Genomic DNA, 14,725 nt, shown 5'->3' on the forward strand with positions numbered 1-14,725 from the left:
GGTCCGGCCAGGTTGTCATGGGCATGACCTCATGCGTAACGCGAGCCCCATGCACCACCCGGCCCTCCGAGAGGATCGCATCAGAGTGAGAAGTCCGAGAAGCCTCGTGAGCAGTCTGAAGCCGAAATCGACGGCGACCGTTTTCGTGACCGCGGCGGCGCTGGCCCTGGGCTGCGGCCTGGGAACGGCCGCGGCGGCCCCTTCGTCCCCCTCTCCGTCCGCCGTTGCCGTTGCCGCCGCCGCTCCCGCCTGCGGCTCTGCGGCGGTCTCCGGCCGTACCGTCAGCGGAGCGCTGTCCGCGGCTGAGGTCCACCGTCAGCTCAACTCCCTGACGCAGCAGCACCGTTCGCAGTACGGGACGCCGTCCGGGATCGCGGCCAAGGGCCCGCTCGGCGACACGGCCGCCACGGGCACGGCCACGGCCACGGCCACGGCCACGGGCACGGCCACGGGCACCGTCGTACGGCCGCTGCTCGACATCCACCCGGCGCAGGGCACGGCGTTCAAGTCGCTGTCCGGCTCGGACGGTTCGTGCGCCACCCAGTCCGTCTCGACCCAGCTCACGGTGCACGACAGCGGCACCACCATCTACACCCCGACGATGTACCCGGCGGGCGGCTCCTGCGTCGAACTCGTCACCGTCTACACGCGGACGGTCCGCTCGGTCTCCGCCTGGGACTGGTGCCGCAGCGTCAACTTCGCCGCCTCCGTCACCATCAACAGCTCCTTCCTCACCACCTACACCGGCGGCACCGGGGCCTACACCGGCCGCGTCGTGAAGACCTCCGCCGCCTCCAACACCTGGTCCGCGGACCTCTACAACTACTCGACCGGCCGGTGGGACACCCTCTTCGCCCAGTCCGGCACCAACCAGTCCGGCCGCACCGACGGCTGGGACATCGAAGAGCTCTACTCCACCGTCGGCGCCTCCGGGCAGGCGTCCTCCTGCACCGACATGGCCAACCTCACGTTCGAGTCCGCCAACATCGCCGTCCGCACCAACGGCACGTGGTCCCCCGCCTCCACCGCCAACGCCGACACCCACTACGACTCCCCCGCCGGCTCCTTCTACTGCCCCACCCGCACCTTCCAGATGCTCACCGCGTACACCCACTGGAAAGCCACCGGCTGACCTCGCCCCGTCCCCCCGGCCCCGACCGGCCTCGTCCCGCACGTGGGGGGCCGGGCGGGGCGGCACTAGGGTGGGGTGATGGCGGCGATTCGGCAGATCCAGGTGACCTTTGACTGCGCGGAGCCCGAGCGGGTCGCTCGGTTCTGGTGCGAGGTGCTGGGGTATGTGGTGCCGGCGCCGCCGGAGGGGTTCGGGACGTGGGGGGAGTACGACGCCGCGCAGGCTCCGGAGGAGCGGGGGTCGTGGTTCGCGTGTGTGGATCCCTCGGGGGCGGGGCCGCGGTTGTATTTCCAGCGGGTTCCCGAGGGGAAGGCCGTCAAGAACCGGGTGCACCTCGACGTGCGGGTGGGCACCGGTCTGGCGGGGGAGGAGCGGCTGGCCGCGCTGGAGGCGGAATGCGCGCGGCTGATCCCGCTCGGCGCGGTCCGCGTACGGCTGCTGTACGACGGCGGCAGCGACTCGTGCATCGCGATGCAGGACATCGAGGGCAACGAGTTCTGCCTCGACTGACCCGCCCGTGGGGACCCGCGCCGGAAGCTGCTATTTGCGTATCGACGCAATAAGCGGCACACTTCTCGGGTCGGACCCCGGCGGAGCCGTCACGGCGCCACGGGGGCGGAATGTGTCGTGGAAGGAGGCAGCTCATGGGTGCAGACCCTCCTAGTCCGCGCTGCCTCCGGGCCGCCGCGTAGCCCGGATCGCCTGAGCCGTACGCGCGCACGCCCGGCCCGTACGCCCGCACGCCAGGCCCGTACGCCCGGCCCGTATCCCCATGTGCCTGGCGCGTACCGCGTACCCCCGTACCCCGTATCCCCTCCCCGGCCGCCCCCGGCGACCCCCCTTCTGCCTGCCCGCACCCGCGAGCACCCCCGCTCCGTACCGCGAAACCGGCTGTCGGCATGTCCGGCGCGGTACGGGTGCGGTGGCGTGCGCACAGTGTGGGCGGAGGTCACTGTGATGTCGTTCCGCACGGACAAGACGGACAAGAGTGTGAGCCGCGCACCCCGAACGCCCCCGGGGCCGCTGCGGCGCGCGACGCGGCTGCCGGGCCGGATGTCGTGGGTGGATCTGGTGGTGGCGGCGGCCGTACTGGTGCTGCTGTACCTCGCGCTGCGCGTGGGCCAGGGGACGACGGTGTCGTTCAGCCCGAACCGCTCCGTGACGGTGGACACCGATCCGGCCCGGCTGCCGTACGACGCGGCGCGCAGCCTGCTGCGGATGTTCATCGCGCTGGCGGCGTCCACGGTCTTCACCTTCGGGTACGCGTACGCCGCCGCCAAGAGCCGGCGGCTGGAGCGCATCCTGATCCCGGCGCTGGACATTCTCCAGTCGGTCCCCGTGCTGGGCTTCCTGACGGTCGCCGTGACCGGCTTCATCGCGCTGTTCCCCGGCAGCCTCCTCGGCCTGGAGTGCGCGTCGATCTTCGCGATCTTCACCTCGCAGGCGTGGAACATGACGTTCGGCTTCTACCACTCCCTCATCTCGCTGCCGCGCGAACTGGACGAGCTGTCACGGTCGTTCGGCTTCACGCGCTGGATGCGGTTCTGGAACGTGGAGCTGCCGTCGGGCGCCATCAGCCTGGTCTGGAACGGAATGATGAGTTTCGGCGGCGGCTGGTTCTTCCTCGTGGCGTCCGAGGCGATCAGCGTCAACAACAAGAACTACGCGCTGCCGGGGGTCGGTTCGTACGCGGGAGCGGCCATCGCGGACGGCGATCTCGGCCGGGTCGGCTGGGCCATCGCCACGATGGCGGTCATGGTCATCGGCGTGAACTTCCTGTTCTGGCGGCCCCTGACCGCGTGGGCGGAGAAGTTCAAGAACGAGCAGTTCGAGGCCACCGAGGTGCAGCGCTCGATCGTGCTGGACTTCCTGCGCCGCTCCAACTGGCCCCGCCTGCTGGGCCGCGCGCTGCGCCCGCTCGGCCGGGCCGTCAACCGCGCGGGCCGCGTCTTCGGCGTCGACGACCGCCCGCTCGCCGTCGATCCGGCCCGGCGGCGTACCGGCGACATCGTCTTCACCCTCGCCGCGAGCGGGCTGATCGGCTGGGGCCTGTACGATCTCGCCGGATATCTGCGCGCCCGTACGGGACTCGGGGTGTTCGGCGAGCCGCTGCTGCTGGGTCTGGCCACCCTCGCCCGGGTCGTGGTCCTGGTGGTCGTCGCGACGGTGGTGTGGGTGCCGGTCGGCGTACGCGTCGGGCTCTCGCCGAAGCTGACCCGGATCGCCCAGCCGGTTGTCCAGGTGCTGGCCAGCTTCCCCGCCAACTTCCTCTTCCCGCTGGCCGTTTGGTTCTTCCTCAAGACCGGTCTGTCCATCAACGTCGGCGGCATCCTGCTGATGGCCCTCGGCGCCCAGTGGTACATCCTCTTCAACGCCATCGCCGGTGCCATGTCCATCCCCACCGACCTGCGCGAGGCCATGGACGACCTGGGCGTACGCGGTTGGCAGCGCTGGCGCCGCCTCATCATTCCCGGCATCTTCCCGTCGTACGTGACCGGCGGTATCACCGCGTCCGGCGGCGCCTGGAACGCCTCGATCGTCGCCGAGGTCGTCACCTTCGGCGGTACGACGCTCACCGCCACCGGCCTCGGCGCGTACATCGCCAAGGCCACGGCGAGCGGCGACTTCCCGCATCTGCTGGCCGGGGTGGCCGTGATGAGCGTGTACGTCGTCGGCCTCAACCGGCTGGTGTGGCGCCGTATGCAACGGCTGGCCGAGACCCGCTACTCCCTCTGAACACACCCCGCTTCAGCCCCGCTCACATCCTCAGGAGGCCGTCATGGTTCTCGACTCGTGGCGCAATCTGCGCGCCGCCCGCCACTCCGCGAGCACCACCGCTGGCAGGCGGTACCCGCGCGCCGCCGACGGCCAAGTCCTCGTTGAAGCGCGGGAGTTGACGAAGTCCTACGCCGGGGCCGACCGCGAGCTGCCGGTCCTGGGCGGCATCGACCTCCAGGTCAAGGCGGGCGAAGTCGTCGCGCTGCTCGGCAAGTCCGGGTCCGGCAAGTCGACGCTGCTGCGCTGCCTGGCCGGGCTGATCCCGCCCAGCTCGGGCGCCGTCACCTACCGGGGCGAGCCGCTGACCGGCGCCAACCCCGGTACGGCCATGGTCTTCCAGACGTTCGCGCTGCTGCCGTGGCTGACGGTCCAGGAGAACGTCGAACTCGGCCTGGAAGCCAGGGGAGTTCCGGCCGCGCAACGCGCCGACGCCGCCGTCCAGGCCATCGACCTCATCGGCCTCGACGGCTTCGAGACCGCGTATCCAAAGGAGCTGTCCGGCGGCATGCGCCAACGCGTCGGCTTCGCAAGGGCGTTGGTCGTGGAGCCGGACGTGCTGATGATGGACGAGCCGTTCTCCGCGCTGGACGTGCTGACCGCCGAGAATCTGCGCGGCGAGCTGATGGAGCTGTGGGAGTCGGGGCAGTTCCCGACCCGCGCGATCGTGCTGGTCACGCACAACATCGAGGAGGCCGTCCTGATGGCCGACCGGATCGTCGTGCTGGGCTCGCGCCCCTACGGAACGATCCGCGAGACGTTCGAGGTCGGCCTCGACCGGCCCCGGGACCGTAACGCCGCCGCTTTCGAGGACCTGATCGACCGCGTCTACCGGACGATGACCGGCCGCGCGAAGGAGACCCGGCTGCCGGGGCGCGCGGAGGGCGTCGGCCGCCCCGAGGGCGTGGAACTCGACAAGCGGACCGCCGCCAACACGCCGCTGCCGCCCTCCAGCGTGGACGGCCTGTCCGGCATGGCGGAGATGGTCGCCCACCGGGGCGGCGCATGCGACCTCGCCGATCTCGCCGACGACCTCGGCCTGGAGATCGACGACGTCCTGCCGATCGTCGACGCCCTCGACCTGCTCGGCTTCGCCACCGTCAGCGGCGACGACCTGCTGCTCACCGACGTCGGCGCCGCCTTCGCCGGGGCCGACGTCCAGGAGTCCAAGACGCTCTTCGCCGAGGCCGTCGTCGCCGGCGCCCCGCTCGTCCGCCTCATCACCACCAGTCTCCGCCAGAACCCGGACGGCGCCCTCCGCGCGGGCTTCTTCCGCGACGTCCTCGCCCACCACTTCACCAGCGAACAGGTCACCCGACAGCTCGACGTCGCCACGGACTGGGGCCGGTACGCGGAGCTCTACGCGTACGACGCGGAGCGACAGGAGTACCGGCTCGACACGGAGTAGGGGGCCTGGGGGCGCGGCTTTCCGGACTACTGGCCCGTCGCGGGGCGGGTGCGCCGGGCCCGCGCGGGCTGCCGCTGCTCCTGGCGTACGGGAGCGGCCTCGTCCTGTCCGCTCCCGCCGCCGGACCCCGGCCCCGCACCGGCGTCCTCCGCCGCCAGCGTCGCCTCCTCCAGCAGCCCGCGCACATGCCCGCCCGCCGCGCGGTAGTACATACGGGTCCCCTCCCGCCGCGACGTGACCAGCCCCGCCGCCCGCAGCCGCGCCAAATGCTGCGACGTCGCCGCCACATGCGCCCCCAGCAGCTCCGCGAGCGCGCTCACCGGCAACTCCTGCCCGCTCAAAGCCCACAGCAGCCGGTACCGCGACGGATCCGCCACCGCCTTCAACACCGCCACGGCCCGCTCGGCCCCAGCAGCGTCCCAAGCTCTCACTTGCGTACCCATGCAAATACCCTACCTACCGGCCCCCACGCCGACGAAGCCGTGGGCTCGGGCCAGCTCCGACAAAGGGCCCAGTGCTTCGGGCGCCAGCCGGGGGAGCAGCGGAATCGCGTACGTCCAGCCCTCGCCCTCGCCCGCGCCCGCGCCCGCGACCAGCTTCCCGACGACCGACATGGCCGTCGTGCCGTCCGGTGCGGTGCCGTCACCCGCGGCATGGGCGAGCGCGAGGCAGAGACGGACCGCGGCGTCCTGCGACGACGGATCGACGGAGAGTGCGACGGGGGCGCCCGCGAGGTGCGTCGCGACGGCGGCCAGGGCGACGACCCGCACCGTCGGATCCGCCGCCTCGGCGAGCCGCCTGGCCTCGGCGACATCGCCCTCCACCGCTTCGAGGACGGCCAGCTCCGCGTAGGGGAGCTGGTCCCGCGACAGCGTGTGTCGCAGGTCAGCCGTCGCGTCGGCCAGGACGTCCGGCGCCGGACAGCAGCCGAGCCGTAGGAGCAGGGCCAGGACCGCCAACGACGGCGCGTGCCATTGCTGCCGGGGCTCCTCGGCGAATTCGTCAAGGACCTGCCGCATCGCCTCGCACCACGCCAGCCCTGGCCGGCGCACATCCGGAAAACCGAGCAGGAGCTCAGCCGACCGAAGGAGCGGGTACTGGCCGCCCGCCTTCTCCGTCTGTTGGACGACCAGGCTCGCGGCCGCCTCGGGCACTCGGCGGGCGAGCCCGGCCGCTACCGCGATCAGCGACCGGTTGTTCTGTACCCGGCGGCCGGGCTTATCGACGTCCTCGGGATCCTTCCGCTCCGCCATCCCCACCGCGGCGGCGGCCTCCCCGGCGTGGGCGAGCGCCTGAGCGATCGCACCGCGCAGCGCGGGATCATGCAGGTCGCCACCGAGCCGCGCCGCTTCCTTCGCGTACGCCACCGCGGCGCTGTCGTATCCGCCCTGGGAGCACCCCAGCGACAGTGCCGCCAGGTACCGAGCCCGGCTCTCCGGCTCTGGCGCCGCCGTCAGCAACTGGTCCGCCCGAGCCAACTCCCCTGCTGCGCCAAGCGCTTGGGCGAGTGCCAGCGGCCAACCGCCGTCGCTGGTGACCCGTCCCGCCGGAACGGGCGAGCGACGCAGAGCTTCCTCCAGACGCCCGCGGCCGAGCGGGAGGTTGCCGTCCGCCAGCAACCGCTCGGCCTGGCCGAGCAGCGCCACATGCTCGGGCGGGTCGAAGCCGTCACCGGGCTGATCGTCATGGTCCTGCGGGAAGTCGGAGGCGCGCAGGCGACGCCGTAGGGGTCTGGGCGGGTCGGACGGCTCGACGCCGTTGGTTCGCTGGGTGGTGTCGGTCTGCTTCGGCGAATCGACCGCTGGCTCCGTCCGCCCCCGCGGTGCCACCTCCCCGCGAGCCTTTCTCTCTTTCCACTCCTGTCTGACCTTGTCCGCCTCCGCACGGCCGAGATCCTTCTGCCTTCTCCTCTCCTTCCGGTCCTCCTCCTCGATCGCCCTGAACGCGGCCTTCTCCGCGGCCCTGCGCTGCCTGGCCTCCGCGTTGTCCGCCTCCATCCGCTCCGCGAGGTCGTCGCCCAGCACGCCTGCGCGCAGTCGCTCGCGGTGCTTCGCCACCAACTCCTCGATCCTGCCGAGGGAGTTCTGGTCGATCCGGTTGTCGACGGCGGCCTGATGCAGGCGGACGAGCGTGGTGGAGATCTCCCGTCGCAGGTGGGCCTGATCAGCGGCGGAGAGCTCGTCCGGGGCGGCCAGCGCGGCGGTGAGGTGGTCCAGAGCCCGCCTCATAAGGGGAAGAGCCTCCGTCTTGCGGCTCTTCAACGCTGAGGCGCCGAGCGAGAGGACATCGACCGTCATCAGTCCGTCCGACGTATCGACGTCCTCGCAGATCGCCTTGATGCGATTCCTGGAGTCAGGTGCGCGGCTGGGAACGTTGCTGGCGATGGCGGCCAGGATGTCCACCGCGGCGGCCAGAGCCTTCGGCTTACCCGCACTCAGATCGTCGACCCGCGCTTCCACCGCCCTCAGCCAGCTCCGGTCGCCCTCCTCCGGCAGGGTGTTCACCGCCGCGATCAGCGTCTCGACATCGGCCTCCCCGCTCAGGACCACTGCCTTCAGCAGGGCGTACGCGGCTTCGGTCTCTTGGTGCGCGTGGAGTTCGTGAGCGGCCTCGGCGATCTCCGCGTACGCGACGCCTACTTCGGGCGGGCCGGGGCGTACGCGGTCAGCGCGCGCCACCCAATTCACCGCCTCCTGCGCGATCGAGGCGGCTTCTTCCGACCCCGCGCGGCTCAACTCCGCGGCGACTTGCGCCAGTCGCGCCGCCTTGACCACGGGATTCGACGCCGAGCGGGCCAACGCGCGGGCGCGCGCCGTGTCGCCGAGCCGGGCGTAGAGCACCGGTGCCCGGTACGGCACTTGACGTGCCTCGCGCAGCATCGAAGCGCGCGAGGCGGCGAACCGCAGGGCCAGCCCGAGGTGTTCAGGGCTCGTGGCCCCCTCGCCCACCTCCGAGCCGAGCGCCTCCATCTGCGCGAGGGCGACGTCGTGACCGGCCATCGCGGCGAGCCGCACCTGCCGACGGGCGTCGAGAACGTACTCCGTACGCACAGCGGTGTCGTCCAACAGCCGGAGATAGTCCGTCAGCAGATACGGCGGCGTACCGTCGGGCCAGCCCTCGACCCGCCAACGCCCGGCCCAGGCGTGCAACAACCCGGCGTGGTGCGCGACGCCGGTGTCCCCGAGCTCCTGCCGCACGGAACAGACGATCTCCGGATCACTCAGCCCGTACGTCTCGGCCGCCGGATCGGTCACCGGCTCGCTCGATACGACGCAGCGCCCGTCCGCGCTCCGGAGGAGGCCGTCCACATCGTCGACCGGCGCCCCGGTCAACTCCGCGAGGTCTTCTACGCGCAGGCCCCCGCCCGCCACCGCGAGCAGATCCGTCACCGCCCTGCCCAGGTCGTTCCCGCGCAGCCGCTCCGCCGCCTCTCTTGACGCGCTGCCGTTCTCCTCGGCTCCTTCGAATGCCCCCAGCGCGCGCAGACACTCCCGCAGCCGCAGCGGGTGCCCGGCCGGAAGATCGTCGGGAAGGCGCGCAACTCCCCGGCTGGAGACGATGATTCGCAGGTTGGCGGCGGGCTCGACGGGAAGCAGCGCCGCGATGCTCTCGCCGTCCTTCCGGCCGACGGAGCCCCACGCCGCGTCTTCGTCGAGGCCGTCGACCACGAGAAGGAGCTTCCTTCCGTGCCGGGCACTCTTCGCGGCCGCCTCGCCGAACAGGCGCGACCAGCCCGCCGCGTCATGGGGGTCAGGAAGGGAAGATTTGCTCCGCCGCAGGAACGCCCGGACCTGCTGGCCCATCTCGGTGATGAAGGCCGCACGGGTGTTGGTGCCGCTCGCCTCGGACACGAAGAAGTTCAGCACATCGGCATTCGGCGGCGGCCTCCTCACGCAGTCGGCCAGCATGACGGTCTTCCCCACCCTGGAACGCGCGTACCACCACAAGTACGAAGGCGCCTCCGGCGCGGAGTCGCGGACGAAGCCGAGCATCACCTCCCGCTCGGCCCGTCGCCCCACCAGACCGTTCCGAACTCCCTGGCCCGACAGGTGGGGCCGGACGAAGGGGGCGCCCTTCCGGGCGGGGTGATCCGGAAGGGCGTGTGCCTCGCGCTGCCTCCTGTCACCTTCCCGCTGGGCTGCCCGGAGCGCAGCCTCCAAGTCCGCATCGCTGAAGACGGCGCGACCGACGGCCGCCTGTAACTTCCTCACCAGGTGCCAGAAGCGGGCTTCTGCCTCCGCCGTCGAGGCAGGGGCCGATTTGCCCTTGCGCCAACTCCCAAGGGCGGTTGGGCTTGGCGCCTCCCCTCCCCTAACGCGTACCGCCTCGCGCTCGCTCAGCCCCGAAGCCGTCAGCAGCTCTTGCACCATGGCGCCGAAACGCTCATGCGGTGTTGTTCCACCGGGGTCCGTCACCGCAACTCCGCCTCCTGCGCGTCCTCGTCAAAGATTGCTGCTCTGACCTGTGTCGATCGTGCTTCTGCGAAGGTCCGGATCTTCCGGTGCACCGCCTCCCTGTCCGACGCTGGACCCATCGCCACACCAGCCCGCCCCGGGCCCCGGACGGAAGGTCGCCACCGTGCCCCTGCTCCCCGAACTGCTCCACAGCGCTGCCGCCCTGACCGCCACCATCGGTCTGCTCTACGGAAGCCTTCTGTCCATTGTCGCCCTCGCCTCAGTCCTCGCCCGCACCCCAGAACGCCGCCGTGACGCCCGCTCCACCCTCAGGATCCTCGTGAGGGGACGGCGGTCTGGGTGATCAGCCCTGCTTGGGCTCCTCTCCTCCCCGCGTTAGCCGGGACGGCCGCCCGCCGCCTCCCCCGCCGGAGGCGGCGGGTCATCTCAAACCGCCACCGTTCCGACTATCAACTGTTAGTGTCCTCATCGTTCCAGAACGTCACTGCCGTGCCCCGCTGGCCCTGGACCAGAAAGCGGTAGCCAGCCATTGTCCGAAGCGCTCACCAACGGGCCTGCTGAGCAGCGACTTAGCTGGGACCCCCGGTATAAGCCGTGCATTCCCACCGTGACCCTCGACGGTGCCACCGCCCACCACTCGCTGTGCGCCCTTCTCTCCAAGGCCGATGACCTAAGTGCGATCAACTGCGCTACGCCGGGCGAAACCGTAGCCGTCATCGAGTACTTGATGGCCATCTGCTTCGCCACAAGTGTCTGCCCGTCCTCGGACGAGGAGTGGCGTGCGTGGATCATCGAGAAGCGCGGTTTCGCGAAGGCGGCCGAGCGGCTGGCGGAGCAACCCGACGACGCCTGGGATCTGTTCGGTCCGGCAACGCCGTTGGGGCAGAACAGCATGCTTGCCGCGTCCATGGGTGAAAGCGGTACGGGAACCGCCCAGTTGCTCATCGAACGCGTCGGTGACTACAACCAGTTCTTCGATCATCACCACCTCGAACGTGGTGATCCCCTCCCAGTCGCTGAAGCTTTCCGCGCCATGCTCACGCAGCACGCGTACGCCCCGTACGGCCGTGGCCGTATTTCGGGCAAGGGGGAGGGACTTGGGCCGACCGTCACCAACCTGTCCACCGGCCGCCTGCAAGGACGTATCCGCGTGGTTGCCCTCGGCAGCACTCTCGGCGAGACACTGCGGCTCAACCTCTATCCGCCCGAGGGTCCGGGCGAACCGATGAACATGTCGTGGACGGGCAGCGCGATCAAGCGCAGGGGCTTCGACAAGAAGGCCAAGCCCAGGGTGCCGAGGGGTTCAGCGGACCTCCACAGCGCGCTCGGCCGTTCCATCCTCCTGCGCCCGAGCCACGGCCCCGGCGGTCAAACCGTCGTGGACCGCGTTCTCATCGGCGCCGGTGAGGTCCTTGAACTGGACACGGAGCGCCATCTCCAGGACGCGGTGCCCATCACGGCCTTGAACGGGGAGGTCAAGCCTCTGTGGCCGTCCCCGACCAGGGCTCTCTGGTTGGATGCCCACGCGCTCTACAGTGCGGTGAAAGACGCCGAGACCGGGCTGTACGCGCGTCTGCGTTCGCTGCGGTACGAGAAGAAGGGCCGACGCGCTCCCTATTACATGTGGGCGGTGGGGCTGCTCGCCAACAAGTCGCTGCCGATGGCCTGGACTCAGGGCAGCTATCCCTACGCCCCGGGTATGGCCCGGCACCTGTACCGCGCGTCCCTCCGTGGATCGGTCATCGCCGAGTACGTGGCGTTCAGCCTGAAGCGTGCGGCTGTCGTGGCACTGGAGAACGCCTATCCGGCGGTGCACGCCGCCGATGACAGCGACGAGTTGGCGCGTTTTGACGCCCGGTGGAAATTCTGGCCTGCGGCGGCCCAACCCTTCAACGACCTCCTGGAAGAGGTGATCGAGGCGGGGGCGCAGGACGACGACGATCCGGTCTCGGAACCCCTGATCGAATACGCGGGCAAACTGCTGGCCGCGGCCCGCGGCTTCCTCATCCACCGTCTCGATTCCCTCCCGCCCAACCACCGGGGCCATATCGCGCGAGCGCGCGCCGAGCAGCGCTTCGAGGACGACATGACCGGCGACAGGGCCCCCGCCGAACTCCGAGGGGAGAGCGCGCATGACTGACGACAGAGGTCTCGAAGAACCCGCCGTCACCGCCGAGCCCACCGCATTCCCGCACGACAGCGTGGCCCTCACCAACTGGCTGACCACCCTCGTACGCAACCGCGAGTACGGCACGCTCGCCGACCTGCGCCGTGTCAAGGAGCCGACCAACGCCCATATCAGGGCGGGCTGGTACGGCGGCGACGACCACCGCGAGCTGTTCGAGCGGCTGGCCTTTCTCTTCGCGATCTACCACCAGGGCCGCCAGGCGCCCTCGTACGGTTACGGCAGCCTCGGTGCTGCGGCCCGGCGGATCGGCGACGGTGCCGAACGCGGGCCGGAGAATCCGGGGGCGCAACGCCTCCTCGACCGGATCGTGGCCAGCCGTCGCGTCCCATGGCGACACCTCCAGCACGCGGTCACCCGGCTTCGGGCCTGTGAACAGGCCCCGCCCTCCTGGACCCAGCTCACTGAGGACCTGATCCGATGGAACGACCGCACGGCGCGTATCGCCTACCAGTGGTCGGTCGAGTTCCACACTCCGCCGACGCGGAGCCGGGTGGAGCAGCAGAGCAAGCAGACGACGCGGAAGGACGCGACCACGTGACCGAGGACGCTCGAAGCCAGTTCCTCTCCCTGCACCTCCTCGAGACGCTCGTCGCGGTTCTGCCCGTAAGGGATGAAAACGGACAACCCAAGAGTCTGGTTTACGGCGGGGCCGAACGGCACATGATCACCAGCCAGGCCCGCAGGCGGGCGGAACGTGTCCACGCCCGCAACCGTGCCAACGCGGGCCTCGGCGCGCTCGCGGGCCGGAGCATGGGAATCCGGACGCGGGAGTGGGCGATCCTCACCGGCAGGGTGCTGGAGTCGGCGCACGGCTGGGACAAGCAGGAAGCACTCGTCACGGCGCGGGCGATCATCGAGGCGAGCGGCCTGAAGTTCGGTGACCTCAAGAAGAAGACCGTGGCCAACCTGACGAAGGTGCTGATCTTCGCTCCGGCCGACGCTGACACGAGGATCGCCGCCCACATCGCTGAACACGCCGACGATCTCAGGGAGTGGCGCGACAGTTATCTCTCTGCGCAGGAAGCGGCGACGGCGAAGAAGCCCCGCCGGGGAGCCAAATCGCAGGCGGACACCCCGCCCGCCGAGGAACAGCCCGCCGCCGAGCCCGCGTCCACGGCGCTTCCGCCCCTCCCCAAGGCGACACGTGACGCCGTCCTCCTTGCCATCGCTCCTCGCGACGCGGTGGATATCGCGCTGTACGGGCGCTTCCTCGCCGAGATCGCGGACTCACCGAATGTCGACGGGGCAGTGCAGAGCGGCCACGCCTTCACCGTTCACGAGGCGGAGCAGATCGAGGACTTCTACGCGGCGGCCGACGACGCGAAGCTGGACCGTAAGCGGAACGCCCTGAGCTTTCTCGACGCGGCGGACGACGCGGGCGCCGGTATGACCGGGTACCAGTCGCTGATCTCCGGCACCTTCTACCGGCACGCGGTCCTCGACCGCACCCAACTCCGGCTCAATCTGCGGGTGGCGGGGATGACGGAGGCCGAGGCGGAGGAAGCGGCGGTCGACGCCGAGAAGGAATTCGTGAACGCCTTCGTGGAGGCGTTTCCCGAGGCCAAGAAGAACTCCACCGCGTCCACCGGTTCGCTTCCGGCGCTGGTCCTCGCGTTCGAGGGCGAGCGTCCCTACAACTACGCGGCGGCCTTCCAACTGCCCGTCGACGAGTCGCCCGAGAGCGCCGGTGGCGAAGGCCCCGCAGGTCCCGCGGCGGTCCGGCGGCTCCTGCGGCACCACGCCTTCGTCAGCCGCCGCCGCGACGATCTGCGCACCGCGCGGGTCCTCACCTACGATCCCCTGATCGACGACCTGCTGGCGGAGCGGGATCCGGCGGTGTCCGCGACCGTGGTGGAGAAGATCGAGGACCTCACTCGATGACGCAGCCGCACGTCCTGCTCATCCGGCTGGCCGCGCCCTTGCAGTCCTGGGGCCTGTCCAGCCGGTTCGCGCGTCGTGACACCCACACCCGGCCCACCAAGTCCGGTGTCATCGGGCTCTGCGCGGCGGCCCTCGGCCTGGAGCGGGGAGAGCCTCTTGGTGAACTCGCCACGGTCCTCTTCGGCGTCCGCGCTGACCACCCCGGCACCCCGCTCCGCGACTACCACACGGTCGGCGGAGGGACCTTTCCGATCCGCCCCCGCGACCTCGCCACCGACCACCGCCGGGCAGCGGCCGTGGAGGCCGCCATGGAAGCGGCGAGGGAAGGGGCAACGGAGACGGCCGGTACGACCACGACCGCCGCGGACCGCACCCCTGAGCCCTTCGGGCGGCACGGACTGGAAAGCTGGTACGGAGCACCGAAGTTGATCAGCGCTGACCCGGTCTCGGGCGCGCTCGTTCCGGGCAAGGTCCGCCGTAACGCCATGATCACCGAGCGCTGGTATCTCGCCGACGCGGCTTTCCTCGTGGGTCTGGAACACAGCGACCGCGCGCTCCTGGAACGGGTCGCACACGCCCTGGAGCATCCGCGGCGACTGCTCTGGCTCGGCCGCAAATCCTGCCCGCCGTCAGGTGACTTGGCGCTGGGTATCGTCCCCGGCGACCTGAAGGAGGTGTTCGGGACGACATCCCTCCTGCCCGCGTACGGCACCGACAGCGCTTCGACGACCGGCAGCCGTACGTGGGCGTGGATCGAGAGCCCGACGCCCCTTCCCGGCGTCGGACCCGTCCACGACCAGCCCGTACGGTTCGACGCGGACGGCCCTGTCCACGGCCTTCGGTGGGAGACCCGCCACCGCATCACCATCGCCCCGCACGCCAGCGAATGGGACATCATCCCGTGAACACGCAGCCCACCGTTCCCG

At 70.6% G+C, this 14,725-nt stretch carries 10 protein-coding genes; 8 read left to right on the forward strand and 2 right to left on the reverse strand.

Translation table 11 applies throughout. The features are described from left to right. Positions 1 to 106: 106 nt before the first annotated feature. From BGM09_RS29585 to BGM09_RS29600, 4 genes are all read left to right on the forward strand, one after another. The gene (locus BGM09_RS29585) at positions 107 to 1,132 is read left to right on the forward strand and encodes a hypothetical protein (RefSeq protein WP_188284783.1); all 1,026 of its coding nucleotides are present in this window, start codon (positions 107 to 109) and stop codon (positions 1,130 to 1,132) included. 78 nt (positions 1,133 to 1,210) lie between these two features. Beyond that, positions 1,211 to 1,642 (forward strand): VOC family protein, encoded by a 432-nt coding sequence (locus tag BGM09_RS29590; protein WP_188284784.1) that lies wholly within the window; start codon positions 1,211 to 1,213, stop codon positions 1,640 to 1,642. Between the two features lie 447 nt (positions 1,643 to 2,089). Continuing rightward, entirely contained in the window at positions 2,090 to 3,868 is a 1,779-nt protein-coding gene (locus BGM09_RS29595; protein ID WP_188284785.1) for an ABC transporter permease subunit, read from the forward strand. A gap of 43 nt (positions 3,869 to 3,911) precedes the next feature. Then, positions 3,912 to 5,315 carry a nitrate/sulfonate/bicarbonate ABC transporter ATP-binding protein gene (locus BGM09_RS29600; protein ID WP_188284786.1) on the forward strand — a complete coding sequence of 468 codons (1,404 nt, stop codon included), beginning with the start codon at positions 3,912 to 3,914 and terminating at the stop codon, positions 5,313 to 5,315. Positions 5,316 to 5,341: 26 nt separating this feature from the next. On the opposite strand, the gene BGM09_RS29605 is transcribed toward BGM09_RS29600, so the two are convergent. Together BGM09_RS29605 and BGM09_RS29610 are read right to left on the reverse strand one after the other, a co-directional pair. Further along, the gene (locus BGM09_RS29605) at positions 5,342 to 5,758 is read right to left on the reverse strand and encodes an ArsR/SmtB family transcription factor (protein ID WP_188284787.1); all 417 of its coding nucleotides are present in this window, start codon (positions 5,756 to 5,758) and stop codon (positions 5,342 to 5,344) included. Positions 5,759 to 5,767: 9 nt separating this feature from the next. Continuing rightward, positions 5,768 to 9,334, reverse strand: a complete 3,567-nt coding sequence (locus tag BGM09_RS29610; RefSeq protein WP_188284788.1) for a hypothetical protein — start codon at positions 9,332 to 9,334, stop codon at positions 5,768 to 5,770. 925 nt (positions 9,335 to 10,259) lie between these two features. Between BGM09_RS29610 and BGM09_RS29615 the strand changes: the two genes are divergently transcribed. From BGM09_RS29615 to cas5e, 4 genes are read left to right on the forward strand one after another with little or no spacing between them, the layout of a single operon-like run. Then, on the forward strand, positions 10,260 to 11,870 hold the full coding sequence (locus BGM09_RS29615; RefSeq protein ID WP_188284789.1) for a type I-E CRISPR-associated protein Cse1/CasA: 1,611 nt from the start codon (positions 10,260 to 10,262) through the stop codon (positions 11,868 to 11,870). Continuing rightward, positions 11,863 to 12,456 (forward strand): type I-E CRISPR-associated protein Cse2/CasB, encoded by a 594-nt coding sequence (gene casB, locus BGM09_RS29620; protein WP_188284790.1) that lies wholly within the window; start codon positions 11,863 to 11,865, stop codon positions 12,454 to 12,456. The genes BGM09_RS29615 and casB overlap by 8 nt, the downstream gene beginning before the upstream one ends. Next, entirely contained in the window at positions 12,453 to 13,799 is a 1,347-nt protein-coding gene (locus BGM09_RS29625) for a type I-E CRISPR-associated protein Cas7/Cse4/CasC (protein WP_188284928.1), read from the forward strand. Before casB ends, BGM09_RS29625 begins: the two co-directional genes overlap by 4 nt. Continuing rightward, entirely contained in the window at positions 13,796 to 14,704 is a 909-nt protein-coding gene (gene cas5e / locus BGM09_RS29630; protein WP_188284791.1) for a type I-E CRISPR-associated protein Cas5/CasD, read from the forward strand. The genes BGM09_RS29625 and cas5e overlap by 4 nt, the downstream gene beginning before the upstream one ends. The last annotated feature ends 21 nt before the right edge of the window (positions 14,705 to 14,725 follow it).

Origin of the sequence: Streptomyces sp. CBMA29 (genome assembly GCF_014596445.1) — a bacterium.
GTDB lineage: Bacteria > Actinomycetota > Actinomycetes > Streptomycetales > Streptomycetaceae > Actinacidiphila.